Source organism: Pontibacter fetidus, assembly GCF_010119545.1.
GTDB classification, from domain to species: Bacteria; Bacteroidota; Bacteroidia; order Cytophagales; family Hymenobacteraceae; genus Pontibacter; species Pontibacter fetidus.
Genome location: NZ_JAAEAA010000021.1, coordinates 40,781 through 67,068, shown reverse-complemented (window position 1 = coordinate 67,068; position 26,288 = coordinate 40,781). Strand labels below are relative to the sequence as shown.

Annotated in this window: 27 protein-coding genes; 15 read left to right on the top strand and 12 right to left on the bottom strand. The window is 46.5% G+C overall.

Annotation, left to right across the window (positions count from 1 at the left end; all coding sequences use genetic code 11):
- Nucleotides 1-83: 83 nt before the first annotated feature.
- Entirely contained in the window at nt 84-257 is a 174-nt protein-coding gene (locus GWO68_RS14920) for a hypothetical protein (protein WP_162347267.1), read from the bottom strand.
- A gap of 337 nt (nt 258-594) precedes the next feature.
- Here GWO68_RS14920 and GWO68_RS14915 point away from each other — a divergent pair, with 337 nt between their 5' ends.
- From GWO68_RS14915 to GWO68_RS14870, 10 genes are all read left to right on the top strand, one after another.
- Nucleotides 595-1,263, top strand: a complete 669-nt coding sequence (locus tag GWO68_RS14915) for a heme exporter protein CcmB (protein WP_202923775.1) — start codon at nt 595-597, stop codon at nt 1,261-1,263.
- 111 nt (nt 1,264-1,374) lie between these two features.
- Complete coding sequence (ccsA, locus tag GWO68_RS14910) at nt 1,375-2,040, top strand: cytochrome c biogenesis protein CcsA (RefSeq protein WP_162347266.1); 666 nt, start codon at nt 1,375-1,377, stop codon at nt 2,038-2,040.
- The gene (locus tag GWO68_RS14905; RefSeq protein ID WP_394367165.1) at nt 2,027-2,311 is read left to right on the top strand and encodes a CcmD family protein; all 285 of its coding nucleotides are present in this window, start codon (nt 2,027-2,029) and stop codon (nt 2,309-2,311) included. The genes ccsA (GWO68_RS14910) and GWO68_RS14905 overlap by 14 nt, the downstream gene beginning before the upstream one ends.
- Before the next feature lie 106 nt (nt 2,312-2,417).
- Complete coding sequence (locus tag GWO68_RS14900) at nt 2,418-2,747, top strand: hypothetical protein (protein ID WP_162347265.1); 330 nt, start codon at nt 2,418-2,420, stop codon at nt 2,745-2,747.
- Between the two features lie 114 nt (nt 2,748-2,861).
- Nucleotides 2,862-3,287, top strand: coding sequence for a cytochrome c maturation protein CcmE domain-containing protein (locus tag GWO68_RS14895; protein WP_162347264.1), 426 nt, complete (start codon nt 2,862-2,864; stop codon nt 3,285-3,287).
- A gap of 70 nt (nt 3,288-3,357) precedes the next feature.
- Entirely contained in the window at nt 3,358-5,964 is a 2,607-nt protein-coding gene (ccsA, locus tag GWO68_RS14890; RefSeq protein ID WP_162347263.1) for a cytochrome c biogenesis protein CcsA, read from the top strand.
- Between the two features lie 111 nt (nt 5,965-6,075).
- Nucleotides 6,076-7,287 (top strand): glycosyltransferase, encoded by a 1,212-nt coding sequence (locus tag GWO68_RS14885; RefSeq protein ID WP_162347262.1) that lies wholly within the window; start codon nt 6,076-6,078, stop codon nt 7,285-7,287.
- A 49-nt stretch (nt 7,288-7,336) separates the two neighbouring features.
- Nucleotides 7,337-8,116: a Rossmann-like and DUF2520 domain-containing protein gene (locus GWO68_RS14880; RefSeq protein ID WP_162347261.1), complete on the top strand. Its 780-nt coding sequence runs from the start codon at nt 7,337-7,339 to the stop codon at nt 8,114-8,116.
- Nucleotides 8,117-8,747: 631 nt separating this feature from the next.
- Nucleotides 8,748-9,761 (top strand): dipeptidase, encoded by a 1,014-nt coding sequence (locus GWO68_RS14875; protein ID WP_162347260.1) that lies wholly within the window; start codon nt 8,748-8,750, stop codon nt 9,759-9,761.
- A gap of 225 nt (nt 9,762-9,986) precedes the next feature.
- Nucleotides 9,987-10,646, top strand: a complete 660-nt coding sequence (locus GWO68_RS14870) for a hypothetical protein (RefSeq protein WP_162347259.1) — start codon at nt 9,987-9,989, stop codon at nt 10,644-10,646.
- A 12-nt stretch (nt 10,647-10,658) separates the two neighbouring features.
- Here GWO68_RS14870 and GWO68_RS14865 read toward each other — a convergent pair whose 3' ends face one another.
- The 4 genes from GWO68_RS14865 to GWO68_RS14850 all read right to left on the bottom strand — a co-directional run bounded on the left by GWO68_RS14865 (nt 10,659) and on the right by GWO68_RS14850 (nt 15,196).
- Entirely contained in the window at nt 10,659-11,216 is a 558-nt protein-coding gene (locus GWO68_RS14865) for a DUF4142 domain-containing protein (protein WP_162347258.1), read from the bottom strand.
- 111 nt (nt 11,217-11,327) lie between these two features.
- Nucleotides 11,328-13,643, bottom strand: a complete 2,316-nt coding sequence (locus GWO68_RS14860; protein ID WP_162347257.1) for a M20/M25/M40 family metallo-hydrolase — start codon at nt 13,641-13,643, stop codon at nt 11,328-11,330.
- A 141-nt stretch (nt 13,644-13,784) separates the two neighbouring features.
- Nucleotides 13,785-14,576 (bottom strand): TerC family protein, encoded by a 792-nt coding sequence (locus tag GWO68_RS14855; RefSeq protein WP_162347256.1) that lies wholly within the window; start codon nt 14,574-14,576, stop codon nt 13,785-13,787.
- Nucleotides 14,577-14,698: 122 nt separating this feature from the next.
- A complete protein-coding gene (locus tag GWO68_RS14850) occupies nt 14,699-15,196 on the bottom strand; it encodes a YajQ family cyclic di-GMP-binding protein (RefSeq protein ID WP_162347255.1) in 498 nt (165 codons plus the stop codon).
- A gap of 351 nt (nt 15,197-15,547) precedes the next feature.
- Between GWO68_RS14850 and GWO68_RS14845 the strand changes: the two genes are divergently transcribed.
- Complete coding sequence (locus tag GWO68_RS14845) at nt 15,548-15,979, top strand: GNAT family N-acetyltransferase (RefSeq protein ID WP_162347254.1); 432 nt, start codon at nt 15,548-15,550, stop codon at nt 15,977-15,979.
- 1 nt (nt 15,980) lies between these two features.
- Here the strand turns inward: GWO68_RS14845 and GWO68_RS14840 are convergent, their stop codons facing one another.
- From GWO68_RS14840 to GWO68_RS14810, 7 genes are all read right to left on the bottom strand, one after another.
- On the bottom strand, nt 15,981-17,174 hold the full coding sequence (locus GWO68_RS14840; RefSeq protein WP_162347253.1) for a hypothetical protein: 1,194 nt from the start codon (nt 17,172-17,174) through the stop codon (nt 15,981-15,983).
- A 59-nt stretch (nt 17,175-17,233) separates the two neighbouring features.
- Nucleotides 17,234-17,716, bottom strand: a complete 483-nt coding sequence (locus tag GWO68_RS14835) for a hypothetical protein (protein ID WP_162347252.1) — start codon at nt 17,714-17,716, stop codon at nt 17,234-17,236.
- Between the two features lie 19 nt (nt 17,717-17,735).
- The gene (locus GWO68_RS14830) at nt 17,736-18,305 is read right to left on the bottom strand and encodes a GDYXXLXY domain-containing protein (protein ID WP_162347251.1); all 570 of its coding nucleotides are present in this window, start codon (nt 18,303-18,305) and stop codon (nt 17,736-17,738) included.
- On the bottom strand, nt 18,295-19,371 hold the full coding sequence (locus GWO68_RS14825) for a DUF4401 domain-containing protein (protein WP_162347250.1): 1,077 nt from the start codon (nt 19,369-19,371) through the stop codon (nt 18,295-18,297). The genes GWO68_RS14830 and GWO68_RS14825 overlap by 11 nt, the downstream gene beginning before the upstream one ends.
- Nucleotides 19,358-20,326 (bottom strand): DUF2157 domain-containing protein, encoded by a 969-nt coding sequence (locus GWO68_RS14820; RefSeq protein WP_162347249.1) that lies wholly within the window; start codon nt 20,324-20,326, stop codon nt 19,358-19,360. The genes GWO68_RS14825 and GWO68_RS14820 overlap by 14 nt, the downstream gene beginning before the upstream one ends.
- A gap of 82 nt (nt 20,327-20,408) precedes the next feature.
- Entirely contained in the window at nt 20,409-21,035 is a 627-nt protein-coding gene (locus GWO68_RS14815) for a hypothetical protein (protein ID WP_162347248.1), read from the bottom strand.
- 113 nt (nt 21,036-21,148) lie between these two features.
- Nucleotides 21,149-21,673 carry a DUF2911 domain-containing protein gene (locus GWO68_RS14810; RefSeq protein ID WP_162347247.1) on the bottom strand — a complete coding sequence of 175 codons (525 nt, stop codon included), beginning with the start codon at nt 21,671-21,673 and terminating at the stop codon, nt 21,149-21,151.
- Nucleotides 21,674-21,888: 215 nt separating this feature from the next.
- On the opposite strand from GWO68_RS14810, the gene GWO68_RS14805 reads away from it, so the two are divergent.
- The 4 genes from GWO68_RS14805 to GWO68_RS14790 all read left to right on the top strand — a co-directional run bounded on the left by GWO68_RS14805 (nt 21,889) and on the right by GWO68_RS14790 (nt 26,192).
- On the top strand, nt 21,889-22,548 hold the full coding sequence (locus GWO68_RS14805) for an SHOCT domain-containing protein (RefSeq protein ID WP_162347246.1): 660 nt from the start codon (nt 21,889-21,891) through the stop codon (nt 22,546-22,548).
- A gap of 107 nt (nt 22,549-22,655) precedes the next feature.
- Nucleotides 22,656-23,102: a PepSY-like domain-containing protein gene (locus GWO68_RS14800; protein WP_162347245.1), complete on the top strand. Its 447-nt coding sequence runs from the start codon at nt 22,656-22,658 to the stop codon at nt 23,100-23,102.
- 164 nt (nt 23,103-23,266) lie between these two features.
- Nucleotides 23,267-25,024 (top strand): ABC transporter ATP-binding protein, encoded by a 1,758-nt coding sequence (locus tag GWO68_RS14795; protein ID WP_162347244.1) that lies wholly within the window; start codon nt 23,267-23,269, stop codon nt 25,022-25,024.
- Between the two features lie 106 nt (nt 25,025-25,130).
- Nucleotides 25,131-26,192 carry a J domain-containing protein gene (locus GWO68_RS14790; protein ID WP_162347243.1) on the top strand — a complete coding sequence of 354 codons (1,062 nt, stop codon included), beginning with the start codon at nt 25,131-25,133 and terminating at the stop codon, nt 26,190-26,192.
- Nucleotides 26,193-26,288 lie beyond the last annotated feature (96 nt).

Below are 26,288 nucleotides of genomic sequence, written 5' to 3'. Positions count from 1 at the left end.
TGCTGTTTTACCTCACCCCGGCCCTCTCCTAAAAGGAGAGGGAGTTTTGGGCCTTAGCTATAGCTTGATTTATAGTTCTATAGTTACAGACCATGCGCGGACAGGTCGCGACCTGTCCCTACGAAACTATAGCCACGATCAATCTCGAAGCGAGCAAGTTCAACTATAGCTAAGCGGTCAATAGCAGAAAGATCACAGTCTTTGGGTTGAGCGCCTCGAGAGGTTCCGGTGCCGAAGGCATGGCGAGGAACGAGCAAAGGAAGCGAAAGCAGCGCGATGCCCGAAGACGGGGCCTCCCGGCCATGAGGGCACTAAAGCTCAATTGAAACAATAGGCAAGTAAAGCTCCCAGGAATACAGATTGTTTGGAAGATTAGCTTGGTTCGGGAAATAGACAACGTTAACCATAGGACACATAAGATTCCTCGGCTAGCGCTCGGAATGACAAAGTTGGAACTATAGAACGTATAAGATTTCTCTACTTCAGTCAAATCGCATTAAACCAGACTATAAAACTGATACTAATCATCAATCCAGCCAAACACTACTTTCCCAAATAATTGTGTCGTAACTTTGCGGAAAATAAAAAGCAGTGCTGCTAAAAGAAATCATATACCTGATACAGAAAGACCTGGTGCTGGAATGGCGACAGAAGTATGCCTTTAATGGCATGTTGCTGTATGTGGGCAGTACTGTTTTTGTATGTTACCTGAGCTTTGGCTTGCGCCAGTTCTCCGAAGACAGCGGCCCGATCTGGAATGCGTTGTTGTGGATCATCCTGCTGTTTACGTCGGTTAATGCCATTGCCAAAAGCTTTATGCAGGAAAACCGGGGCCGTTTGCTATACTTCTATTCTATAGTTAGCCCGCAGGGAATTATACTAGCTAAAATTGCTTACAACACCATGCTAATGCTGTTGCTAGCCGTTATTTGCTTCGTGTTTTATGCGTTTGTGCTGGGCAATCCTGTGCAGGATATCCCGATGTTTTTGCTGTCGCTGTTGCTCGGTGCCATTGGTTTTTCGACATCGCTTACCATGATATCCGGCATTGCCAGTAAGGCGGCAAACAGTAGCACTCTGATGGCAATTTTAAGCTTCCCGGTAATTGTGCCAATGCTGCTGATGCTGATAAAAATGTCGAAAAATGCGATGGATGGACTGGAGCGAGGGGCAAGCCTCGACGAACTGCTCACATTGCTTGCCATAAACATGATCGTTATCACTGTTTCTTATATTTTGTTCCCGTACCTTTGGCGATCATAAAAAGTGGCTTAAAGCACAGAATTCCGGGTGCAGGATTTGACAGTAACAGACGAATTTAAATGCTGAACACGACTTTTTGAAGATTACAAGCACCTACTATCTAACTATAAAATGAAGAAAAATTGGTGGAAAATACTGACAGTGCTGCTACTGGTTTTTACCGTAGTGGCGGGTATGCTGTCAGAGGTTCCGAGGCTGGCTATTCTGAACGAGACCATCCGAAATTTATACTTTCACGTGCCGATGTGGTTTGGCATGATCCTGATCCTACTGATCTCGGTTATCTACTCTATTAAATACCTGCGCAACCCAACTATAAAAAACGATGTGGTCGCATACGAGTCTGCCAAAGTAGGAATCCTGTTTGGAGTGCTGGGTATAGTTACAGGCATGGAGTGGGCTAAATTTACGTGGGGCGAATACTGGAGCAACGACCCGAAACAGAACGCAGCCGCAATTGGCCTGCTCATCTATTTTGCCTACCTGGTGTTGCGCAGCTCTTTTGCCGAACAGCAGCAGCGTGCACGCATCAGTGCAGTGTACAACATCTTTGCTTTTGCGGCCCTTATTCCGCTGTTATTTATACTGCCGCGCCTCACCGATTCGCTGCACCCTGGCAATGGCGGTAACCCCGGCTTTAACTCTTACGACCTCGATAACCGCTTACGCTTAGTGTTTTACCCGGCCGTGCTGGGCTGGACGCTGCTAGGCATCTGGATCGTGAATGTGAGATCAAGATTTGAATTACTGAGACAACGCTTATATGAAACTGTTTAGAATACTGGCCATCTGGTGCTTTATACTTGGCACTACGGCAGGCATCCAGCAAGTGCAGGCACAACCCGGGCAAGCACAGGTAGAATACTCCTCGGCACCAGCTGAGACGGACGTAGAAATGGCCGACACCCTGCGCCGGGACGGAAAAATTTACGTGGTAGTGGTAGTGTTGCTGACCGTGCTGGTCGGGCTTATCATTTACCTTATTATGCTGGACCGCAAGGTAGGCAAACTGGAGAAGCAGTTTAAAGACGACCTGATAAAGCAGTAATACATTGTGAGGCCATTTTAAACATTGGCTTTAAATTATAGTAGCGGTCAGCCAGACGGGCTGAAGTTTGCGTAGTAATGCTCATTTAAAGTTTAAAACTATACTTATGAGCATCACCCTTAACCCCCGCTTATTTGTTTCGCTGAGCCCGCTGGAGCACGTAAAGCCGCACCCGATTAACGATGGCCGCTTTGACCCTGCCTTTGCTTATAAAGTACTAGGTGTATACAATGCCAGCGAGACTTCGGAATGCTTTTTTATACTTAGCAATCCGGCCAACGAAATGTGGTTTATATCGCAACGCCACCTGCGGACATACAAGCTTCTCGATTCTGATGATTTTTATATCAGGATGGAGACACAGCTGAACGAAGCGACAGACGACCATGAAACCGCAGCCCGGGTGCTGCCCATAGCCAGTAACGGCCACCTCTAACAATAAAGCAGTGTGGCTTTTATCAGAATATAAAATAGCTCGACACCATGGATTTAAAATGCCCTCTGATGTGTTAGGCTAACAGAAAAAGAGTATCTATACTTTAAAAATAAGATGAAAAAGTCACACATCATCGGTATTATCATCATCGCGGCAGCCATCATGATCATTATGTCTACGGCTGGCGACGCAAGTACGTATGTTGATTTTGGTCAGGCAAAAGAGCTGGCACAAGATGGCAGCAAAACCAAAGTGCACGTAGTAGGCCGCCTGAAAAAGGATGCGAAAGGCCATATAGTTGGCATGCAGTACGACCCGCTGGTAGACCCGAACTACTTTGCCTTTATGCTGGTGGATACTAACCGGGTAGAGCAGAAAGTAGTGTACTTTAACCCAAAACCACAGGACTTTGAACGCTCGGAGCAGGTTGTGATTACCGGTAACATGCAGAACGATGTGTTTGTAGCTGATAAGATCCTGCTGAAGTGCCCGTCTAAGTACGTAGAAAAAGAAGTGCAGCAAACTACCGCTGGTTTATAAATTATAGTTGAAAGCGGAAAGGATCACAACTTTCTAACTTCCCAACTTTTTAACTTTCTAACTTTTAGTGATGATAAATACGCTGATCGGCGATATAGGCCACCTGAGTGTGATAATTGCTTTTGTGGCAGCCATCGTGTCTTCTTACGCTTACTTTATGGCTTCGCGCGCAACTATAGATGCTGAAGCCCTTACCAAATGGCGCCGTTTTGCACGTGGCGCTTTTTATGTGCATGCACTGGCTGTAATCACAATCATCTTTGCGCTTTTTAACATCATTTACGAGCACCGCTACGAGTATTATTACGCCTGGAGCCACTCATCCAATCACCTGCCGGTGCATTTCATGATCTCGTGCTTCTGGGAGGGCCAGGAGGGTTCGTTCCTGCTCTGGATCTTCTGGCATGTGGTGTTAGGCGTAGTGCTGATGAATACGGGTAAAAAGAACAAGGAATGGGAAGCGCCGGTGATGGCCATGTTCTCGTTCGTGCAGTTGTTCCTTACCTCCATGATCCTGGGTGTGGTGATCTTTGATATCAAAATCGGTTCGTCGCCGTTTATTTTGATGCGCGACTTTATGCCGGATGCGCCGGTGTTTGCCATGGACCCGAATTTTGTACCCAAAGATGGTACCGGCCTTAACCCACTGTTACAGAACTACTGGATGGTAATTCACCCTCCTACCCTGTTCCTGGGCTTTGCTGCTACGCTGGTTCCGTTTGCCTACGCTATGGCAGGCTTATGGAAAGGCAAGTTTGGCGAATGGATAAAGCCTGCGTTGCCTTGGTCGCATTTTGCAGCTGTAACGCTGGGTGTTGGTATTGTAATGGGTGCTTACTGGGCTTACGAAACCCTTAACTTTGGTGGCTACTGGAACTGGGACCCTGTTGAGAATGCCGTGTATATCCCATGGCTGGTGTTGGTTGGCGCTATCCATACAATGCTCGCCTTCCGTAGAAGCAAACAAGGTTTACGGGCCAGCTTTATACTTGTTATCACAACTTTTATACTTATTCTTTACTCTACTTTCCTTACCCGAAGCGGTATTTTAGGAAACGCCTCAGTACACTCTTTCACAGACTTAGGTCTTTCTGGGCAGCTATTCACTTACCTGGCGGCTTTTGCCGTGCTGGCTGTAGCCTTACTGATCTATAAGTGGAAACAGATACCAGTTACAGAAAAAGAGCTAACAACATATAACGGTGAGTTCTGGGTATTTATAGGTGCTGCGGTACTATGTTTGGCAGCTTTTCAGGTGTGGGCTACTACCTCTATCCCGGTTTATAATTCCTTCCTTGGTTTTATAGGCATCGACTCGAACGCCGCCCTGCCAGCCGACCAGATAGAACACTACACCAAGTTCCAGTTATGGGCGGGCGTGCTGGTGGCAGTACTTACAGGTATAGGCCAGTTAACGTGGTGGCGCAAAACCGATAAGTCCAGCTTCCTGGATGCGATTACGATGCCGGCAATGCTTACATTATTGTTTGCGAGTCTTGTAATTATACTTTCCAATAAGTTTGATGTATTTGATTTTAAACTGGACAACCCGGTTTACATTACCCTGTTTGTAACATCGCTGTTTGCGGTATTTGCGAACCTGAGCATTATCCTGAGCCTACTGCATAAAAAGGTATCTCTGTCAGGTGGGGCTGTGGCGCACATTGGTATAGCGCTAATGTTGCTGGGTATCCTGTTCTCTTCAGGTTATTCTAACATCATCTCAGGCAACACATCGGGTATGCTTTACTCGCGCGAGTTTCCGGATGAGATAAACCGCGACAACGTGTTGCTGTGGAGAAACACCACTACCGACATGGACAAGTATAAAGTTAGCTACCGTGGGCAGTTTTTAGAAGTGGCTGGTGTACCGGAATACGTGAACAAGGAAATCCTTTTCAGGACCGATGATGAGTACAGCGCCATTGCACGTGCCGACATTAAAGTAGCCGAAAAACTATACTATAAAACTGGCGATACGGTAGAGCTGCCAACACCTGAAAACACTTATTACCAGGTAGAGTATAAGAACCGCGAAACAAACGAGGCATTTATACTTTATCCGCGTGCCCAGGTAAACCCGAACATGGGTCTGCTGGCTTCTCCGGACATTAAAATGTTTGCTACCAAAGACCTTTACACGCACGTATCATCTGTACCGGACCCGAACGAGGAAAAGGAATGGAGCGAGCTGAAAGAGTATACCGTAACTGTTGGCGATACCATTATCCTGAACGATTATGTGGCCATCTTTAACGGGGTTGAGGTAATAAAAGAAGTGCCGGGCGTACCATTAAAAGCAGGCGATGTAGCGGTGCAGGCCGACATGAAGATAATGGGCGAGAAAAAGACCTACCACGGTCATCCGCTCCTGATCTTTAAAGATGGCATGGCCGGTTATTACCCGGAGATATTGGAAGACCTGGGTCTGCGTATCACTTTCCTGAACATTGATCCGAAGAAAGAAGAATTTAAGATCGGGGTAAACACTACGCAAAAGGACTACATCATCCTGAAAGCAATGGAAAAACCGTTTGTTAACATTCTCTGGATCGGAACTATAGTTATGTCTATCGGTTTTATTATGGCAATTACCCGCCGCAACAAAGAGGGTAACACTACCAAAACCACAAAACCAAAGGCTGTTAAAAAAGCAGACAAAGCGCAGGTAGCGTAACTATAACCAAACTATAGATTGATAAATAGAAGGCAGGCTTGTTTTAAGCCTGCCTTCTGTGTAATATGCCCAGGCATAAATCAAACACATCCGGAGGTTACGGCAAGTTTTATGAATGTTTTTATCATTCCATCCTGGTATCCGTCTGAAGATGAGCCGCATACCGGCATCTTTTTTAAGGAACAGGCCGAGGCCTTAGCCGATGTGTTTCCTGATTCCGATTTCGCGCTAAGTACCTGGGGCTCGCATGAGCATGACCTGCTCCTTTACAGCAACGATTTGTTAAAGATCATCCCGAAACTTATAAAAGGTTCTTTAAAACAAGCCGCTCAAACTCAGCTCCGCGATAACTTAACCCAATACTATACGCCCGCTTTTACCTGGACACGTAAAGTATGGCAAGGCAATATCCGGAACATTATAAAAGCAAACGAAAAGCACTTGTTAGCCTTTAAAGCAGCAAAAGGCACTATAGATGTGATACATGCCCACAGCGCTCACCCAGGAGGCTGGGTAGCAATGGAATTGAGTAAAAAGTATAACATCCCGTATGTGCTAACAGAGCATATGGGCCCGTTTCCTTTTGATGCATTTAAACTACCATCTGGCAAGTTGAGCCCATGGCTGGCAAAGCCCCTGCACAATGCTTTTGCAACTATAGCTGTGAGCCCGCAGCAGCAAGCAACTTTGCAAAACTGGGGAATACCACGGGTTACCCATATACCCAACCTGACAGACGAAAGCTTTTTTAAACCTGATAAAGGCAAGCAACCAAATACAGCATTCACATTTTTTACCTTAGCCAGGCTAGAAGAAGGAAAAGGAATTTCTTATTTATTAGAGGCATTTAAAAAGCTCCTGGAGGTTTATCAGGAGTGTAAATTAATAATAGGTGGCGAAGGCTCTCAGCAGGAAAACTATAAGGCCCGGGCCAATGCTTTAGCTATATCGGATAACGTAGAATTGCTGGGTGTACTGAACCGGGACCAGGCATTACAAGCGTATCAGCGATGTGATGCGTTTGTATTACCAAGCCTGCATGAGAATTTACCGCTGGTTTTACTGGAGGCAATAGCGTGTGGCAAACCCCTGATCAGCACATACTGCGGTGGCCCCGAAAGCATCATTACTCCGGAAACTGGCATTTTAGTAGCGCCCGGAAATACAGAAGCGTTATATGAAGGCCTGCTTGCCATGCATTTGAACTATAAGCACTACAACCCTGATAAAATAAGACAATTGTTTTTAATCAAGTATTCGCGGCAAACGGTTTGTCAGCAGATTATGGATATTTACAAAGCAGCAAGTGTAAGTAAGAATTAGCGTTTAAGATTAACGCTGTTTTACTTTACAAACGGATAATGTAACACTCATGAACATAGCTATAGTTGGCGCAGGAAATGTAGCCTGGCATTTAGCGCAGGCATTACAGGCAGCAGGTCATAGTATTGCAGTTGTTTATAGTCGAACCAAACAGCACAGCGAAGCACTGGCTCGGCAACTACCGGGTGCTGTTTCGACGCAGTCGCTGGACTTTAGAAGTACAGCTGTTGATGTTGTGCTGATAGCTGTTCCGGACCAGGCTTTGGACGATGTGGTGAAAGAGCTTAAAACACCAGCTGGCGTAGTGGTAGCGCACACTTCAGGGTCACAGCCTTTAACTGTATTAGAAACTATAGCCGGAGCAAACTATGGCGTTTTTTACCCGTTACAGACGTTCTCTAAGCAAGCACCAGTTAATTTACAACATGTGCCTATACTTGTGGAAGGAAATACAGAAGAGACTACAAACAAACTAGAGCAATTGGCGAAAAGTATAAGCCTGCAAGTTGAACGGGTTACATCCGAAAAGCGCAAACAATTGCATCTAGCGGCCATTTTTGCCTGTAACTTTACCAATCACCTGCTCGGTATCAGCCACGAGTTACTGCGAGAAGCCGGTTTGCCGCTTAACCTGCTTCAACCCCTGATCCAGGAAACGATAAAGAAAGCAACGGCACATGATCCATATACTGTACAAACCGGCCCCGCCATTCGCCACGACCACAACGTAATAGAAGAACACCTGCACCAGTTGGCTTCTCAACCACAGCTCCAGGAGATTTATAAACTACTTACCCAAAGTATACAGGATAAAAGCACCGGGAAGTAGGTTGTTATAGAGTTATAGTTTTATACTTGGCATTTCACCCTCCCCTGCCGTATTACCTCACCCCAGCCCTCTCCTAAAAACAGGAGAGGGAGCTTTTTGCTATTGCTAAAGTCAAAAGTAAAATTCTATAGTTACATACTAAGATCGGACAGGTCGCGACCTGTCCCCTCGAAAATACCCCCCGATAAAGCAATACAACTATAGGAGCTCCAATCAAATATAATTTAGCTATCGAAAGATATCAGTCTTTGGGTTGAGCGCCTTGTGAATATCTGGTGCCGAAGGCATTGCGAGGTACGAGCAAAAGAGATTCGCGCAGCGCGATGCCCGAAGACGGGGCCTCCCGGCCATGAGGGCACCAAAGTGAAATTGAAACTATAGGTAAATAAAGCTCCCAGGATTAGAGGAAACTATAGAAGGATAGCTTGGTTCAAGCAAGTATAAACCCCAACTTTGGACAAATAAGATTTCTCGACTAACGCTCAAAATAACAATAAATCTCAACTATAGAACTCAGATTTCTCGCTACACTCGAAATGACAAAAGAAATATTTAAAAACTCTTATTACATTAACCCATCAAACACAACACCTGCAATTCCCCGTATTAAACCCAAACTTGCTATACCTGTATGAATACGATAATACCTGCTACACTTCCTATAATAGACCTGCACTGCGACCTGTTGGTATACCTGACCGATGTGCCCGGTGCCGAACAGAACAAGGTAGAAGAAATAGGATGTGCACTGCCCTCGTTAATGCAAGGCAATATTAAGCTGCAGGTAATGGCTATTTATTGCCCTACAAAAGCTGGTAGCACCAACTATGCTAAAAAACAAAGCGAGGCCTTTAAACTATTAGCTGAAGCAGATAATTCACTAACGGCGGTTACGGACCTGGAGGGATTACAGCAGGCGCTAACAGCAGAAACTACGGGTATGGTTGCTGCCATAGAGAATGCCTCCGGGTTTTGTGAGGAGAACGAGCCGCTGGAAGATGGCTTTAAGAAATTGGAAAAGATAATTGAAGATGTAGACCGGGTACTTTACATCAGCATGACACACGCGTTGGCCAATCGTTTTGGTGGTGGCAACGCTACTACCCAAGGCATAACCCGCGACGGCAAAATGCTACTCGACTACATGCACGGCCGCCATATTGCCATCGATATGTCGCACACCAGCGATGCCCTGGCTTATGATATACTGGAGCATATTGACAAAGAAAAGCTGGATATACCGGTAATTGCCAGCCACTCCAATTTCAGGCAGGTATGGGAGCACGAACGCAATTTGCCAGCCGAACTCGTGCAGGAAATCATCCGTCGCGATGGCTTGATAGGCATTAACTTTCTGCGCTCTTTCCTGAACAACGATGCCCCCGATGCTATACTGGAACACATTAAGTATGGCTTTGCGCATGGCGCCGAAAATGCCATCTGTTTCGGGGCAGATTACTTTTATACTGCTGATGAAAAAGATGCCAGCCGCCTGCCTTTCTACTTCCCGGACCTGGTACATGCCGGCATCAGCTATACGTATATATTAAACAGGCTGAAAGAAGAACTTAACACAGCACAACTACAGCAACTTGCCTACAAAAATGCGCACCGGTTTTTAGAACGTATCTGGTCAAAACCTTAACACCGGCTACACTATCCGTTCACAAAAAAATCTGATCAGCTTAAAAAATACAACAATTTATATATCAGTTGTTTATAACATAGCGTTAAAAAATAATAGTATGCTTTACTAAACTTTCTATATAGAAGGGTTGCCATATCTCCGGGAATGCCGTATACGCCAAAAAAGCCCTTACCATTTTTGCCATGCAGTAATATTGCATTTCGTACTTAAAGCCGAACCCACATGGATACTCCGGAATATTCGCCTTACTACGTTCAGATAAATGAACTCTACATCGATACAGTAGTAATCGACGATACGGAGTTTATAACCCTGTGGTGCTTTACCATGCTGGATGATGAGTACAAATTTATTTACCTGGGCTGCGATTTTACACAGTTTAACCAGATACTGCTGGCTGCCGGCGAAAAAGGCAAGGAGATATCGCTGCACATGGCCAACATCCTGAACAAGCCATACGACACCCCTACCCTTATACCTATTAAAGAACAATTTGACGAGTACCTGGAGCTGCTTGGCTTTGATATAATTGTGTATGAGCCGATGGCTGTTGAAGATGACCAGGACATTGAATTTGACGACGACGATACCCCGATTGAAGAACTTTTTGGCGCCCGCCAGAACAAGACGTCGCAGAAATACCTGATCTACCAGCTTGATAAACTATACCCTTCTAAAGTATTTGAGCCTGAAAAAAAGCTGGTAAAAAGCAAACTGACCGAGTGCTTTGAGGATGACTCTTTAGAACTTGCCCAACTATACTACGATTACCTTAACGCCATCGAGAACGGGTACGAAGAATGCGAAGCCCGCCAGGTAGCCGGTCTGGAGCGCGACCTGTTCTTCCGGATGGCATGTAAGGCTTCAGAGCTCTGGAGCTAACCAACTATAGTTTTACTCTTCTTCTTTTACTGAGTCGGCTTGGGCGTAAAGTTGTAGCTGGTTGCTTATCCGTGCCTGCATGGTTGTTAGCCATTGGCGCAGGCTGGGGTCATCGGTTTCGTGCATTGTTTCCCGGTACCTGCTAAGCTGGGCTTTATGTGTCAGTGTAATATACTCCAGGTAACGGCTTTCAAAATCTTCGCCTTGTAGCGCTTCAAACTCTTCTACCATTTCTTTGTCTGAGCCGGTCAGGCTGTCGGGTAACTGCACGCGTTTGTATTTGCCGGCAATGATACGCAGCCGCTGTAACGCCTTGGAGTGGATCAGCAACGCAGAATCAGCATAAGTATGGATAAGTGAGTCTGTTGTTTTTTGTATGGCAAGTTTGCCGAGCTGCTGTTGCAGCATACTGGTGCTGGCGGCATAATCCCAGAACATAAGGCTGGGCTCGTGCCTGTCTAAAGTATAAGTTATTTCGGTTGTTTTATAGTCTGAGGTACGGTTTTCGCAGGCCGGTAATAACAGCAAAACACTGCCCAAGGCAATGGCACGAATCTTATCTGTAAACATGATGCAGCAGAGGCTTTTATAGTTTTATACTACGCGTGCTGCACGGTAAGTTTTATACTCCGATTATTCCCCGGAAAAGTACAGCTATAGATTGCACCCTTAAACTATAGCTTAGAAACTATAGCCTTTACGCACAATGGTCAGGTTGCTGTCGCGGCCCTGTTCTGGTACTACGTACGCTGGCATGGCTTTTTGTACCAGTTGTTGCGGTAGCCCTATACTTTGGTCGTACAGCAGCAAATTAAGTGGAGTATTAAGAGGCTGTTCTACTTCCAGCATCACTTCTTTAGAAACCGGCAAGCCTTGTACCCTTATGTGGTAATAACTTTTGCCGTCTTTTTCGATTGGCTGTAACGAAAGCACTTCACCATTTAAGGCAACGCTGCTGATGCCTGTACTGTCCTGAGTCTGTAACATTAGCTCGAAGTGCGCGGCTCCTCTCGGGGATTGTAACTTTAACTGTAGCCTTCTTTTACCACTTACGGTTGTTTCGTTTACCAACTCTGCCACAGGTGCCTGTAAAGCTAAGGGTTCGGCTTCATTTTTCAGGAAACCGTAAGATGCTGTCGGATAGATTTCGGTTAGCGGAGCAGTTACAGGATTTGGGAAGAACTGCTTGTTCCAATCATCTGTTGTTTTAAATGCAGAAGCCCAGACAGCTTGTTTGGTATCTGTATTCAGGTAATAACTTACATGGCTATGCAAGGGCTTTTTAGCAGACGGGGTTTCGCTCTCGATGGCACTGTAAACCTGTATACATCCGGCTAATACCAGCAAAAGCGGCAGCAACGGAAGCATTCGCCAGCTGAAACTACGCTCCAGCAACACAAGCAATGGCACTGCCAAACCGAGTACCAGCACCAACATAACGACCATGGCAACGGGCATCTGCAGGGCAAACACTGTAAACAACAGCTTCACGATTGGCAAGACGATAAAGATAGCCGGCAAGAGCCCTGTTAGCAGAATCAGACCATACGTCCATCCGACTTTCTGCTGCAGGTGCAGCCCGCCCCGTAAAATTGCTAACGTAGCAGCCAGGCTAAACAACAACGGGAACAGAAACAAGTATGCTACAGACGGCACCAGGAAGAGCACAACCAGCAATAACACAAACCAAAGCAGGAACACGCCCGTTACCACCGAAAACAGCCTAAGCCAGCGCAGCACCAACCACGACAGCAACATAAACAACCCGATGGCCAGCAACAGGTAAGCCATAAAAAAGGCATCGGAACTATACACGCCATTGTGCTGGTGCCAGTACGGCAGCAGACTAGTTACAAAGGTGTTTATGGGAACAAAAAGCCCGGCAACTATAGCAAGCATCACTACATACAAGCCAAAACCACCCAGCACCTGGGCTATAGTTAGCGCCTGCTTTCTGAGCCCTGCCCTTAAAACCAACACAAGCAGCAGTGCCGCCAAGGCAACAAGTATATAGTTAAACCACGCCGGGTACTGCACCAGCAATGTACCTGCCGGGTTAAAGAAAACTTTATCAGGCGCTTTTGTATTTACCAAGCTGATGTTACCGAAGTGTCTGGCAAGTGCCAGCATGTTGCTGCCATGGTGTTGCAGGCTGTTACGGTCCAGGTTTTCGGGCGAATCGGTAAGTTTGTGGTAGTTTACAAATCCATCTATAAAAGCCGAATTTACACCGGTGTAGCCCTCTTTTCTAAAAACGGTAAAGTCGGTATCGTTGGGCAGGTTGCGGTACACTTCATAAGCCAGCGAGTTGGCGATAGGGTATGGTGCTGCTTTGGCAAACTCTTCAATCACCCAACCATTTTCCGGACTAATCTCGAAGGTCATGCTGGGGCCACTGTTGCCGCGTGCTTCCAGGTTTACGATCATGCCTACGTCCTTTGCCCACGGGTGCCGCAGAAAAGCTCTGGCACCGTACAAGCCGTATTCCTCCCCGTCTGTCATTAGCAAAATAACATCGTTCTGCAGTTGTGCTCCCTGTTTCAGGGCTCTTGCTGTTTCCAACATGGCGGCCACACCTGTGGCATCATCGGCGGCGCCCGGCGTGTTAGGCTGCGAGTCGTAGTGCGCCATCAGCAATACAGCTTTGCCATTGCCACTCCCTTTAAGCCGGCCCACTATGTTGTACACGTACCCTGCCTGCGCTACATAGCCCGGTTCTGCGGCAACGGTTGCTTCCTGCACCTCAGCCCCCAGCCCGAGTTGTTGCAGTTGGGCAAGCAGGTAACCCCTAACTTCGGCGTGCGCTTTTGTGCCCATAGCATGAGGTTCTTTTGCAACCCGACGTACATGGGTCATGGCTCTTTCAGCTGAAAACTGGGTAGCAGGGGCAGTAGCCGGCAAGGCCTCGGGGGCACGTACCAGCGAAACACTAAGTATAGCCAGGCCGGTAAGTGCCAGAAAAACAAACAGTGCCAGCGGGTAATTGCGGTATTGCATAAGTAGACTATAGTATATGATTACACTAATATATAAACTTATCAGCTATAGTTTATACTTACACCACCAGGCAAACTATAGAAACAAAAAAGGCTTCCGGCTGATAACACCGGAAGCCTTTTAACTTACTTTTAAAAGAGGTTAGTCGATAACGGTATACTTGTCTTCATCCAGGATCTCGTTCTGGCGCAGTTGCACCGGATTCACTTTCTTGCGAAGCCGCATGTTCAGCATTTCCACCATCAGCGAGAAGAACATGGCAAAGTAAATGTAGCCTTTCGGGATCTCGACATGGAAGGCCTCGGCCACCAGCATAACGCCAATAAGCAACAGAAACGACAGCGCCAGCATTTTTACGGTCGGGTGCTTGTTCACGAAATCGCTTACATACTTGGCAAACAGCAGCATGATAATCATGGAAATAATTACCGCAATAATCATGATGAACACATTATCTACCAACCCTACTGCCGTTAGGATAGAGTCGAAAGAAAATACAATGTCTATCAGGATGATCTGGATCAGGACCTTGCCCAGCGTAACACTGGACTTGGCAGTACCATGGGTTTCTTCTTCGCCCTCCAGTTTGTTGTGTATCTCGGTGGTGCTTTTGGCCAGCAAAAACAAGCCGCCGGCAAACAGGATCAGGTCGCGGATAGATACGGCCAGCTCGTTTTCGGTAAACGGCAGATTAAGTGTAAACAGCGGCTCTTTGGCCTGCACAATGTAGCTAATAAACAGCAAAAGTATCACCCTGAACACAAGTGCCAACAACAAACCAATTGTCCGGCCTTTGCTTTGCTGCTCTTTGGGTAACCTCGCAACTATAATCGAGATAAAAACAATGTTATCTATACCCAACACCACTTCCATAAAGGTTAATGTCAGTAAGCTTATCCAGGTGTCGGGGTTGGCAAAAATTGCGAAATCCATAGTTCGTATTGTTAATTGTTTATTGCTGGTTGTTGAACTATACTTTATACAAGCTTGATTTACTGCTGATCAGGAGCATCTATTGCCAACAATCAACAATCTAACAATTTAGAAATCAACAATTAGCTCTTCATGTTTACATATTGCAGGGGCATACCTATTGTTTCGGTGTTAGCGCGCAGTATGCCTATTATTTCCTGTAGGTCGTCTATTTTTTTGCCGGTTACCCGAATGGTCTCATCCATAATAGCTGCTGATACTTTTGCTTTGCTATCTTTTATCAGTTTCATGATCTTTTTGGATGTCTCTTTATCGATTCCGGCTTTCACTTTGATGTCTTTTTTAACCATGGCGCCGCTCTGGTAAGCTTCTTTCGAGAAATCGAGGGCAGTTGCATCAAGACCCTGCTTCACCATTTTGCTCATCAGCACGTCTTCGGTATGCTGCACACGCATGTCGTTTTCCATCACAATCTTTACTTCGCTGGTTTTTTTGTCGTACTCCAGAGAGCCTTTGGTGTCACGGAAATCGTAGCGGTTCATGATCTCTTTGCGAGCCACATTTACGGCGTTGTCCATAACCTGTGGGTCTACTTTGCTTACAATATCGAAAGATGCCATAGTTTTTAGCTTATGTTTTTAAGATTTGATTTTTACCTCTATTCAGGCAACAAAGTTATCTGATAATTGCTGAATTGTTAAATTGCTATATTGTTAATTGTTAGATGGCTTGATTTTAGAGAGAAAACGGTTTGGTAAGGAACAGCTCAACTGGCAACTTTTAGTAAAGGATAAGATCAGAAACTATAGTTTGATGCTAAATGGTAGTTGTGCAAGTATAGCCTGTGCCGCGAGGCTGTAGGCCTCCCAAAATTAGTTTAGAAACTTCGGCCTTATAGTTTATGTCTCACCAAGCCGCTATTCTATCCTGAACGCTTTACAATCAACGATAAACCCTTTAGCTAGTAAACCATGCACATATTAGAGCCCGCCACCCCCGAGCAGTTCGAGAAGTATTACCAGTTGCGTTATCTAACTCTGCGCCAACCATGGGGTCAACCCAAAGGCAGCGAACGCGCCGACGACGATGCAACAGCCACACATGCCCTGCTGGTAAACGATGCCGGCGAAGCTATTGGCGTATGCCGGATGCACCTGCAAACCCCGCACGAAGCACAGATCAGGTTTATGGGTATACACGAAAATTACCAGGGCAAAGGCTTAGGAAAACTATTGTTGGATTACCTCGAAAATAAGGCAAAAAGTATGGGCGCTACCAACATGGTGCTGCAGGCCCGCGAAAAGGCCATCAGTTTTTATGAGCGTAATGGCTATAAGCTGATTGAGAAAACCCACCTGCTTTTCGGTACTATACAGCACTATAAAATGGAGAAGCAACTATAGCTTACTTCGGACTTTTAAACTCTGAAATTATGGCTTTAGGTGCAGCCGCAGGGTTGTAGGTGTTAATTCCATGCTGGCGCCAGCGGTTTACATTATACAGGGTACGGGCAAGCGGATAAGCAAACCAAACTATAAAAAACAGCCATACTAGTTTTCGGTTTATAGTTACCATTCGGTTTTGCAGCACATAAAAAAGCAGGATGGTTAAGGGCGCATAAACCAGCGAAAGATAGCGCTCGTTGTCATCAGTAAGTAAGTCGCCTTTTAAGAGCATAAGCCCCGCATACCCTCCCGAAGTAAGCAGAAATAAAAGAACCAAATGCCTTGCTTTAGAACCATAGCTTTGCCGTACAGCCAGCCAGGCAACTATAGCATAGCCTATAAAAGCAACTATAGCCAACACTTCCGGAAAGGGCAAACCGGGTGGTGCCAGCCATACTTTCAGCACATCGGCGTACACCAGAAAATTGCGCTGCAGGTTTAAGTTACGGATAAGGTTATACTCCCCGGCATCGCCACTATGTGCCACTACCTGGGTGTGCCACCACAACAGGGCCAGCACCGGCAGCAGCACATTTAAAATAATAGGCATTAACTGCTTTCTGCTAAAATATTTGTAATGCATCAGCACATATACACCGCTGCACAGCACATACACTACCCCAATATGGCGCAACCCGACAAGTAATAATCCCAGTACGGGCAGTACATATAGCCAGGCAGTTTTATGAGTATGTAACAGGGCATGGTAGCTCAGCAAAAAGTACACACTAAGTACAAACAAAAAGAACGGCTCCGACCACAGAAAGCTATGCACCAGCATAAAAGGCGTAGCCGATGCCAGCACTGCCTTTGTAAGCCTCCTGAAAAAGAGATCATCTATGAGTATAGTTGCCAGTTTGAAATTTACCAGCAGGGTACCCGCCAGAAATAGCAGGTTCGATAGTTTTATAAGTTGAATATTGTTTTGCAGCAACGCATAAAGCGCCGATAGCACAGGAGGCTTCGTACGAAAGGCCGGCACTGTAAACAAATCTGTAAAGCCGTGTTGTTGCAGGTAGGTGCTGCCCAGCAGGTATAAATGCGAATCGAAAGTAATGCCAATTCCATCCCAAAGGCAAACCGAAAGGAGGGCCACCCCAACTGTTGCGAGCAACAGGTCTTCTTTCAGGGTGTTGTGTTGTAACAGATGCATGCAGGTGTAAAGGTAAAACAGATTTATACTTTTAGGGTACAGTGCCTGCCTTATAGTTATTAAAATTTCCTGTCGGTCTGGTCGCGCAGCACTATGCCAAGGTCATCGGCTATTTGCTCCAGTTTCTGTAGGGCTTTTTCTTTTGTGTGTTCCTGCACCAGGTGTAGTTTGGTCGCATCAGCCAGTTTCAGGTAGCCATCGTAGGTTATGCTCCGGAACTGCCTAACAGATGCCCTGGACATAGCTACGCTGGTACGTTTATTTTTATTCAGGTACAGGAAATCGACACCAGGCAATGGAAGCAGTTTACCAAACGTAAAGCCCAGTAACCGGACGCCCACTTTATAGGTTCTGTGTACCAGGTCAATTTCAAAACGACGATACAGGAGCAGCGACACGATACCGGCAGGTAAAAATAAAAATGCCACATAGGAGCCATTCAGAATGGCAAAGAAGGCAGAAACAGTAGCTACCCAACTATAGACCTGTGCCGTAGCGCTAAAAAAACGACCGGTGGTATAGCCGTGGATAGTTGCTTTCATCCTGGTAACTATAAAACCTTTACTTTTCCAACGTTTCGGCGCGTTTGGGTTTCAGCAGGTTCCGGTTCTTATCATAGAGCCCTACCAGCACGCTGTTCCCCTGTTTGTCTACTCTTAAACCACCGTATTCGGCCTGTTCAAAGGTTTTGGCCTGACCTTCTTCAAAAAAGTAAGATTCTGCCCCCAGGTTAAGTGCCCAGTCGCCTTTAGTATACTTTAATAGCAGCTCGCTCTGGTGCAGCGGTTCTTCTTCTGGCTGATACCGTACGAGTTGCGCTACGTGGTGTGCATCTAATTTCAGTACGGCATAGCCCCGGCTTTTCAGGTTGTCTAAAGTCTGTTGAGGTTGCTGGGTTGGCCTGGTTGTGCTATCGCCGGTCTGTAGTTGTTGCCAGGGTTGGCTGATGGCGTAATTCAGGCGCATGTAATCGCCCTGCATTAAAGAGCGCGGGTCTACCGGGGCTAGTTTCAGCAGCACCAGTTCACCGTTTTCCAGGGTATCCTCCTTCTCAGCTACCGACCAGTTTACATAAGCCAGCACCAGGACAAGGTTTACGAGCACAACTATAGCTTTCAGGTTAGTTTGCATGGTTTCTGAGGTAACGGTTCAGCAGGTATAGGCCACCTAAAAACAGGCAGCCGGTAAGCACCAGTATCCCCGATTTTGCCAGTAGCGTGAGCTGCAAATTATAGTAATACAGGATAATGAAATAGCCCAGCGCCAGCAAGCCAACTATAAAACTCAGGTGATGGCCTATGTAAAAGCTGGCCAGCACAACAAGCAGTGCCCCTGCCAGCGAAGGCGTAAGTATCGTTGGTGCAAGAAGGGCAATGCAGCAGGTATAAACTATAGTTTGAGTCTTGCTATCGGTAACGCCGTTGTCGTGCATAATGCGGCGCAACACTACCAGCAATGCAACTATAAGCAGCAGACTAGCCACCCACAGATACTCCAATTTTTCGGGGAGAAGGGTATGATGCGCCAGCAGTATAAGCAACCCTATAAACGAAAAAACCGACCCTATGCGTACCGGCGCGTATAGTTTGTTCAGGCGTGGGTGTTGGGCTATCAGGCGGGCTTCGTGAAGGCTGAGGTAAACAAGTATAGCTGCCATCACCCCGACATGCACATATAACAATTCAGGCATTTCAAAAATAAGCGGCAGGCTAACCAAACTTCCCCAGAAAACCAGCGTGGCCAAAAACAACAGCACCATACTTCCCGAGACAACTATAAATATAGCTGCTATGCCAGCCAACAAAAGGGCCAATGTTACATCGCTGTTCAGCTCGCTTACCCCCATCCCGAAAAGCAGGTACCCGGTAATGTTCAGCGATACACTCACAGCATCCAGCAACAGATCGTGGCGCAGGCGGCTTATTACTTCTGAACCAACTATAAAGGCTACGCCAAAAACCAGCAGCGCCACAGTAGAGTTGTAAAGACCCGTTGAGAACAAAAAGCCCATAAAAAAGAGCGTAGCCAGAAAGCCCCCGAAAATAGTGAGCAGCTTAATGGGAAGGTTGGTGTACCGCGATGAGCTGTAACGCGCTTCAGTTTCAATTTCAGCAGCATCATATGTAAAGCTATTGCCTTCTTCGTGGGCTATTGTTTGCAGCACGCGCTGCAGCTTTTCATTACTAAACTGTGCCATGCCATTTACGGTTTATCTGGATGATGTTGCGGATGAGCAGGGTAATGCTTCCAACTACGAACACGCAGGCCAGCAAAAACACGCCTACCGGGTCGGAGCCAGCCAGTTTTATAATGCCGGCTGCGCCAACTATAATTACACAAAACGGGATAACTGACAGGTAAAACAGGTCGCGGTGGCTGTACCCATACCAGATGCCAACTATAAAACCAACTGCTGCTAACCCAAAGCACAAACCCCTGTCACCTGAACTATAGGTATCAAACATAAACAGGATCATGCTAAGCGTAATATAGACCAACGCGGCCAACGCTACCAGCCTCGGAAACCACTTCCCGAAACGGCTGATCATGCCTTTACTATAAAGCACTTCCCAAACCAGCACTGCTACCGCGTTAACCCCAAACAAAACATCGAGCGCTACCGGAAACGCAAGTCCTGTGGCCACCTGCTGTACATATAGTATAAACGTGGTGTTGATGAGCGCCATAAAAATGACCCAAAGGGGTTGAAAGCGGGCTGCCAGCACCCAAAGTAATACAAACACCGTCCAGCCTAGGAAGAAATCGTACGCGTTGGCCCCGGTCTGGTAGATCTGCCCGTAAACGGCAAACAGCACGCCCACCAGCATGGTGGCAGCCAGCAACAGAAGGTTTTTTACAAGTTTGGTCCATGTAGTAAAAACGGCCAGCACGGTAACCGCCAGCAGCATAAGCTCTATTAAACCAAGCTTCAGGAACTTGTGCATATCGGCCCAATTGTAAGCAAAAAAGAACACCACACCCGAAACTATAAACCCGCCACCCAGCACCAGTAACAGCAACTGCATAAAGCGGATCCAGGCGGTGGTGTTGGCGTAAATGCGCTCTTTCCGGAACCATGCAGCTATACTTTGCCCACGCCAGTTGCTGTGCCGGGCAATGCTGTAAATAAGGTCGCGGGTAATTTTCTGCATACGTTTTATCCTGTTTGGGTACAGGAAGATACAAAAGTGGATAGTCTGAAACAACAGTGCTGTAACGGCAACTATAGCAGGCTTATTTCTGAAGTTTTTGGATTAGTCTGGTCAGGCGACGGTGTTTGGTTTCTGTAGTAACGTCGGGCAGGCGCTGCATTAAAATACGGAGCATTTCGGGTTTATAGGTAGGCGTAATGATGGTGACGGTGCTCTCGGCGTAGGTGGGCAGCTGGTTTACAGGCGCGTCTTTCAGCTGGTCGAGCAGCAGGGCAATGCAATCCTGGGTGTAAGCGGGCGTGGCGGCAAGTATAACCAGTATTTTAATTGTATGGTCTTTGGTGATAACTGAGCCTTTGGCTGCTGCATCCAGAATAGTGCCCAGGTTATTGTAAAGTATAGTTGGTGCGGCCGGGGCAAGGGCACTTAGGGCAGCCATCGTTCCCCATACCATGCGGTTATTTTTGTGTTGCAGTAGTGGTAGCAGTTCGGCAACATAAGGTGCTACTAGTTCTGGTTTCAGAGCACCGGTTTCTTGCAGCACTTTTATGGCATCACCTTGTATGTTTTTGTTTGCGTGGTGCAGTAAACTTACCAGTTCTTTTACAGCTGCCTTATTATTGGTATCGGCTATAGTTTGGGCCAGTTGCTTGTTCGGTTCTTCGTTGCGGCAGTTCAGGCTGGTAGCCAGCTTATCTATAATTTGCATGGTATTACTCCGGTTTGTAAAGTAAATCTATCAATTCCGGCAACCTAAACAACAAACCCCTGCACCACCGGATTTACCAGTAAATGCAGGGGCATGTTTACCTGTAAGTTTGCTTATTTCTTTGCTGTAATTTTAACCGGCACGGCCAGGTTTTCCCAGCTTAGCAGCAGACCATTGCTGTTTATGTCGTACTTCAGTCGCTCGTTCATGGTCGGGGCTTTACTTGGGGTTACAGTCAGGCGCAGGGCATCCTGTTTTTCGTCGTACTGGGTGCCCCATTGTTTGGCAGTTTTGTTAAAGATCACGGTCCACTTGTCTTCGGTAGGTATCGTATAGAAACTATAGGTTCCGGCTGCCAGCGGCTTGCCTTCTACCAGCACATCCTTATCAAATGTAACAGTAGTAGCCTCGTTAGCCCCGGAGCGCCAAACCTGTCCGTAAGGTACCAGCCCGCCCCAAATGGTACGGCCTTTAACCGATGGGCTGCTATAGTTTATAGTTACCGTTGCACCACCCACTTTGCCAGTAGCAGTTGCCGGCGGGCTCGCCTTTGGTTTTGCATCCTGGGCCATTACTGATGTAGAAACTAAAAATGCCAGCAGCAGGGCAAGCAAGCTAAAAATACGCGTGTTCTTCATAGTGATTTACTTAAAATGAAATTTAATAGGGATTTTTTACAAACTAAAGTATACCTACGAAACTAACGTTAAAGAGATATCTGAAAGTATATAAGCTACATAAATGTTATACTTATAGTACATATTCTTTAATTAAAGCAACATACTGCACCCTATGTTATATTAAAAAAGATTAATATTGCGCCGTTAAAACATCCTTAATTTCAGAACTGCTTATGAAGCTAACTTTTACCCGGTTAACATTTCTGCTCACGCTTACCTTTTTAACGTTTCTGGCCCATACAGGCACTGCACAACGGCTTGGCAGGCTAATGCAGGAACGCGACCAACTATACGAAGAATGGGAGTATTACCAGGACCAGAACAATGCGTTTTTTGGCGGGAAATCTAAGGATGATCTTGCTAATATTATTGGGGTGCAGAACGGAATTATTGCCAAGGATAACGAGATAATGGAGGAAGTACGCTCCCAGAACAACAGAACCGAAAAAGGCCTGCGCGACCAGCACAACATCACTAAAGACCAGCTATCGTCTGCCGAAGAAACTATAGCCAACCTGCGCACCGAACTAGAAACCACGACAGAGTTATACAACAATGCTATTTCGGATGTCGGCAGCCAGAGCGACTATAAGAATACCTCATTCATGCTTTCGCTTATTTTGCTAGGCACTACCGTATTTCTTGCCTTTAAACTACGCAAAGCCAAACTGCGCCAGGAAGAACTGTCAGAGCTTTCAATCTCGAGCAGGATAACCTACGACGCAGATGAATGCATTGCCCGCCTCGAAAAGATAGGTAAGCTAAAAGAAAATGGCCTGATAACTGAAGAAGATTTTAAAACACAGAAAGACAAGATACTGGCTGCTATGTAGCCTTAACACAGTTGATCACCTGACTTTTTTACTGCTACAGATTTGCTTCAGAATTGGGTTATAAGTTTACAGCATTAACTAACTGTTTAACTTATAACCAACAGCTTATGAAGACGCTATTATTTGGATTTGTATTTGCCGGAGCTGCCGGCTTAGCAGTAAATGCCCAGGATGTTGCCCCTAAAGATGTACCGGCCGCAGTAACCAACGCCATTTCTCAGAAATACGCTAATGCTGCGAAAATTGACTGGGAGATGAATGAGACAAACTACGAAGCTGAGTTTAAGATTAACCGCACAGAGCATACCGTGTTAGTAGACCCAGCCGGAACGATACTGATGGCCAAGCATGACGTGGATAAAAAAGAACTTCCGCAGGCTGTTAATACTGCCATAACCCAGAGCTACAAAGGCCTTAAACTGGATGATGTGGAAGTGCTGGAAAAAGACGGCACCACCTATTACCAGGTAGAGCTAAACGATAAAGCCGGCGACAAAAAGCTTGTATTTACAGCCGATGGCAGCGCCGCTTCCAACATCACGTACTGGGATTAACGTTCATAACTTTCATAGCAAAAGCGCCTGTAACTATAGTTGCAGGCGCTTTTGCTATGTTATACTTTATTGTTGCATCTCAGGCTATAGTTTGTAAGCCCCACCATGTATTTATACTTATAGTTTGCACAGCCGTACGTATAAACCTTTACAATTAAGCATACATGCGCGTACTTTGGAACTACCTGCAGCCTCACCGTGGGCTGGTTATACTTTCGCTTATACTTGCCGGCATCAGCCAGGTGCTGGCCCTCGTCGATCCTATTATTTTTGGGGAGATAATAGACAAATACGCCACGCCGCCTTTTACCATGACCAACGACGAGCGCGTAAAAGGTGCTTTGTGGCTGATGTTGCTGGCAGTTATAGTTGCGTTACTTTCAAGGTTGGCAAAGGCGTTTCAGGAGTATTTCACCAATCTGGTAGTACAAAAATTCGGGGTAAAGATCTTTAACGACGGCCTGAAACAAACCCTGAAGCTATCTTACCAGGAATACGCCAACCAGAACAGCGGCGAAACACTTTCTATACTTCAGCGCGTACGCCGCGACACCGAGCGCTTTATCTCGGCTTTCATCAACATCCTGTTCTCGTCTATAGTTGGCGTGGGCTTCCTGGTGTGGTATGCGGTTACAAAACACTGGGCACTGGTGCCTATTTTTGTTATTGGTATACTTGTGCTGGGCGGATTAACCAGTTTGCTGAGCGCCAAAATTAAAACCATGCAGCGCTCTATTAACCGGGCATCCAATAAAATGTCGGGGGTGATAACGGAGTCGTTGCGCAACATTGAGCTGGTAAAAAGCCTGGGCCTTACCTACCCCGAAATACGCCGCCTGCGCGAGCACACCGAACGTATTTTTCAGCTGGAAATGGAAAAAGTAAAACAGGTGCGCACACTTTCTTTTTTGCAGGGCACTGCGTTAAACCTGCTCAAGCAATCTATACTTTTTACGCTGCTGTGGCTTATTTTCAGGGATGTTTTAACGACGGGTGAGCTGATCTCGATGCAGTTTATTTCGGTGAGCATTTTCGGGCCGCTGCAGGATTTGGGCACCATTATACTTGCCTATCGCGAAGCCGAAGCATCGTTACAAACTTTTGATGCCCTGATGAACAAGCCCGTAGAAACCCGCCCAGAATCTGCCATCGACATTGGCCCGTTGCAGCAGCTGCGTTTCGAAGATGTGGTTTTTCACCATAGGGGCGCGAAGCAGAATGCGGTAGATGGTATCTCGTTTGAAGCCAACACCGGCGATACGATTGCTTTTGTGGGACCGTCGGGTTCGGGTAAATCTACGCTGGTAAAGTTGCTGGTGGGTTTGTATAAACCGGTGAGCGGCGAAGTATACTATAACAATTACCCCACCCACGAGATCTGGCTGAACGAAGCACGCCGCCAACTCGGCTTTGTAACTCAGGAAACCAACCTTTTTTCGGGAACTATAAAAGAGAATCTGCAATATGTAAAACCCGACGCTACCGACGACGAAGTGCTGGCTGCCATGAAAAAAGCATCTGCCACTAACCTGCTGTCCCGCTCCGAAAAAGGCATTCATACCCAGATCGGGGAAGGCGGCCTGAAAATGTCGGGTGGCGAAAAGCAGCGACTTTCCATTGCCCGCGCCCTTATCCGCAACCCGCGCCTGCTCATCTTCGACGAAGCCACTTCTGCTTTAGATTCGCTTACCGAAGAAGAGATTACCAGTACCGTCCGGGAGATTTCTGCATTGCGCGAGCAGATAACGATACTAATTGCCCACCGCTTATCAACTATCATGCACGCAGACACCATTTTTGTGCTTGAAAAAGGCAAGATAGTGGAGCAGGGCAGCCACGCCGAATTACTGGAACAAAAAGGCCTGTACTATGCCATGTGGCGCCAGCAGATTGGGGAACGTAAGGTGGAACTGATCCGCTAGACCTCACAGTGTCTTTCAGACCTGTGAGCGTCCGGTAGGCAAAGACGGATATACAACGGATAACCTGTACTTTTGTAACACCAACACTAGCTTATACTTTCTGTACATGTCCGCGTCCAACAAACCCGCTCCAAACCTAACACCCCAGATCTCCACTTCAGCAGAGCGCAAACTGAGCAAACTGCAGCAGGAGTTTAACCATAAAACCGAACAGATAGAGCTGCTTAAAAAGGAAATAACCACCCGCCGCGAAAGTATAAACCTGGCCCAGAAGCGCATCGAAAAAGAACTGCGCCCTATTATACTTCAGCAACTGGACAAGCGCGTAGAGTTAGCGCATTTGCTGGATCAGGCTTTCCCGCTTCCCATTTTCAGTATCCGCGAAAAGTTAAAAATATCCGCCCTTATCGAGAACATTACCTTCGATCTGATCTCGAACTATGAGCGCCGCGACATGATTGAACTCCATGACCGATATGCAGAATATACTTACGCCGAGCGCAATGCTTTTGAAGCCGAAGAAGAGAATGAAACTATAGCTGATGAGGAGCCAAGAATAGAAGATACGTTTGATGACCTGGACGATTTCGAGCGCATACAAGCCCAGCTGGACCGCGAACGCGAGCAGCGCGAACAGGAAAAACAGAACCGCCAGAAAAACCGCAAAACCAAAGCGCAACGCGAAAAAGAAGCCAAGGCAAAAGCCGAACTCAGTAACATCAGCAAAGCCAGCCGCCGCGTGTACACCGAGCTCGCTAAACAACTGCACCCCGACAAAGAACGCGACGAAACCAAACGCGCCTGGAAAGAAGAAGCCATGAAACGCGTCACACAAGCCTACCACCACGACGACTTTTTTGAGCTGCTGCGCCTGCAAATGGAGTTTATGCAGGAACAAGGCCAGCCATTAGACACACTACAAGACGAACAACTGCAATACTACATCAAGATCCTGACTGACCAACTGGAAGAACTAAAAGCAGAATTCCAAACTATAGCAACCGGCCCCGACGCTGGCTTCTACACCCGTTTCTGCGGCACACCCAAGCAAATGGACCATAAATTCAAATCCGCCAAAGAAGACCTGACCAAAGAACTAGAGCAGTTAAAGCAAAACGTAAGAACGTTGCAAGATGATCCGCAGATGATTAGAGTGGTTTTGAAGTAGATTATACTTCAGCCAGGCCAACCAAAGCGTGCTTCTAACCAGTGAAGTACCCGACATACTATAAAGCACTGCAGAAAATAAGTACATTTGTTAAGT

Bases quoted from the DNA above. Each gene is read 5' to 3' on its own strand.
- GWO68_RS14895 (WP_162347264.1), top strand. From the start codon at position 2,862: ATGAAAAAGTCACACATCATCGGTATTATCATCATCGCGGCAGCCATC.
- GWO68_RS14805 (WP_162347246.1), top strand. From the start codon at position 21,889: ATGAAGCTAACTTTTACCCGGTTAACATTTCTGCTCACGCTTACCTTT.
- GWO68_RS14850 (WP_162347255.1), bottom strand. From the start codon at position 15,196: ATGGCATCTTTCGATATTGTAAGCAAAGTAGACCCACAGGTTATGGAC.
- GWO68_RS14865 (WP_162347258.1), bottom strand. From the start codon at position 11,216: ATGTTTACAGATAAGATTCGTGCCATTGCCTTGGGCAGTGTTTTGCTG.
- GWO68_RS14810 (WP_162347247.1), bottom strand. From the start codon at position 21,673: ATGAAGAACACGCGTATTTTTAGCTTGCTTGCCCTGCTGCTGGCATTT.
- GWO68_RS14860 (WP_162347257.1), bottom strand. From the start codon at position 13,643: ATGCAATACCGCAATTACCCGCTGGCACTGTTTGTTTTTCTGGCACTT.
- GWO68_RS14870 (WP_162347259.1), top strand. From the start codon at position 9,987: ATGGATACTCCGGAATATTCGCCTTACTACGTTCAGATAAATGAACTC.
- GWO68_RS14835 (WP_162347252.1), bottom strand. From the start codon at position 17,716: ATGAAAGCAACTATCCACGGCTATACCACCGGTCGTTTTTTTAGCGCT.
- GWO68_RS14905 (WP_394367165.1), top strand. From the start codon at position 2,027: ATGAAACTGTTTAGAATACTGGCCATCTGGTGCTTTATACTTGGCACT.
- GWO68_RS14830 (WP_162347251.1), bottom strand. From the start codon at position 18,305: ATGCAAACTAACCTGAAAGCTATAGTTGTGCTCGTAAACCTTGTCCTG.
- ccsA (WP_162347263.1), top strand. From the start codon at position 3,358: ATGATAAATACGCTGATCGGCGATATAGGCCACCTGAGTGTGATAATT.
- GWO68_RS14790 (WP_162347243.1), top strand. From the start codon at position 25,131: ATGTCCGCGTCCAACAAACCCGCTCCAAACCTAACACCCCAGATCTCC.
- GWO68_RS14815 (WP_162347248.1), bottom strand. From the start codon at position 21,035: ATGCAAATTATAGATAAGCTGGCTACCAGCCTGAACTGCCGCAACGAA.
- GWO68_RS14840 (WP_162347253.1), bottom strand. From the start codon at position 17,174: ATGCATCTGTTACAACACAACACCCTGAAAGAAGACCTGTTGCTCGCA.
- ccsA (WP_162347266.1), top strand. From the start codon at position 1,375: ATGAAGAAAAATTGGTGGAAAATACTGACAGTGCTGCTACTGGTTTTT.
- GWO68_RS14880 (WP_162347261.1), top strand. From the start codon at position 7,337: ATGAACATAGCTATAGTTGGCGCAGGAAATGTAGCCTGGCATTTAGCG.
- GWO68_RS14845 (WP_162347254.1), top strand. From the start codon at position 15,548: ATGCACATATTAGAGCCCGCCACCCCCGAGCAGTTCGAGAAGTATTAC.
- GWO68_RS14900 (WP_162347265.1), top strand. From the start codon at position 2,418: ATGAGCATCACCCTTAACCCCCGCTTATTTGTTTCGCTGAGCCCGCTG.
- GWO68_RS14875 (WP_162347260.1), top strand. From the start codon at position 8,748: ATGAATACGATAATACCTGCTACACTTCCTATAATAGACCTGCACTGC.
- GWO68_RS14855 (WP_162347256.1), bottom strand. From the start codon at position 14,576: ATGGATTTCGCAATTTTTGCCAACCCCGACACCTGGATAAGCTTACTG.
- GWO68_RS14825 (WP_162347250.1), bottom strand. From the start codon at position 19,371: ATGGCACAGTTTAGTAATGAAAAGCTGCAGCGCGTGCTGCAAACAATA.
- GWO68_RS14800 (WP_162347245.1), top strand. From the start codon at position 22,656: ATGAAGACGCTATTATTTGGATTTGTATTTGCCGGAGCTGCCGGCTTA.
- GWO68_RS14820 (WP_162347249.1), bottom strand. From the start codon at position 20,326: ATGCAGAAAATTACCCGCGACCTTATTTACAGCATTGCCCGGCACAGC.
- GWO68_RS14885 (WP_162347262.1), top strand. From the start codon at position 6,076: ATGAATGTTTTTATCATTCCATCCTGGTATCCGTCTGAAGATGAGCCG.
- GWO68_RS14795 (WP_162347244.1), top strand. From the start codon at position 23,267: ATGCGCGTACTTTGGAACTACCTGCAGCCTCACCGTGGGCTGGTTATA.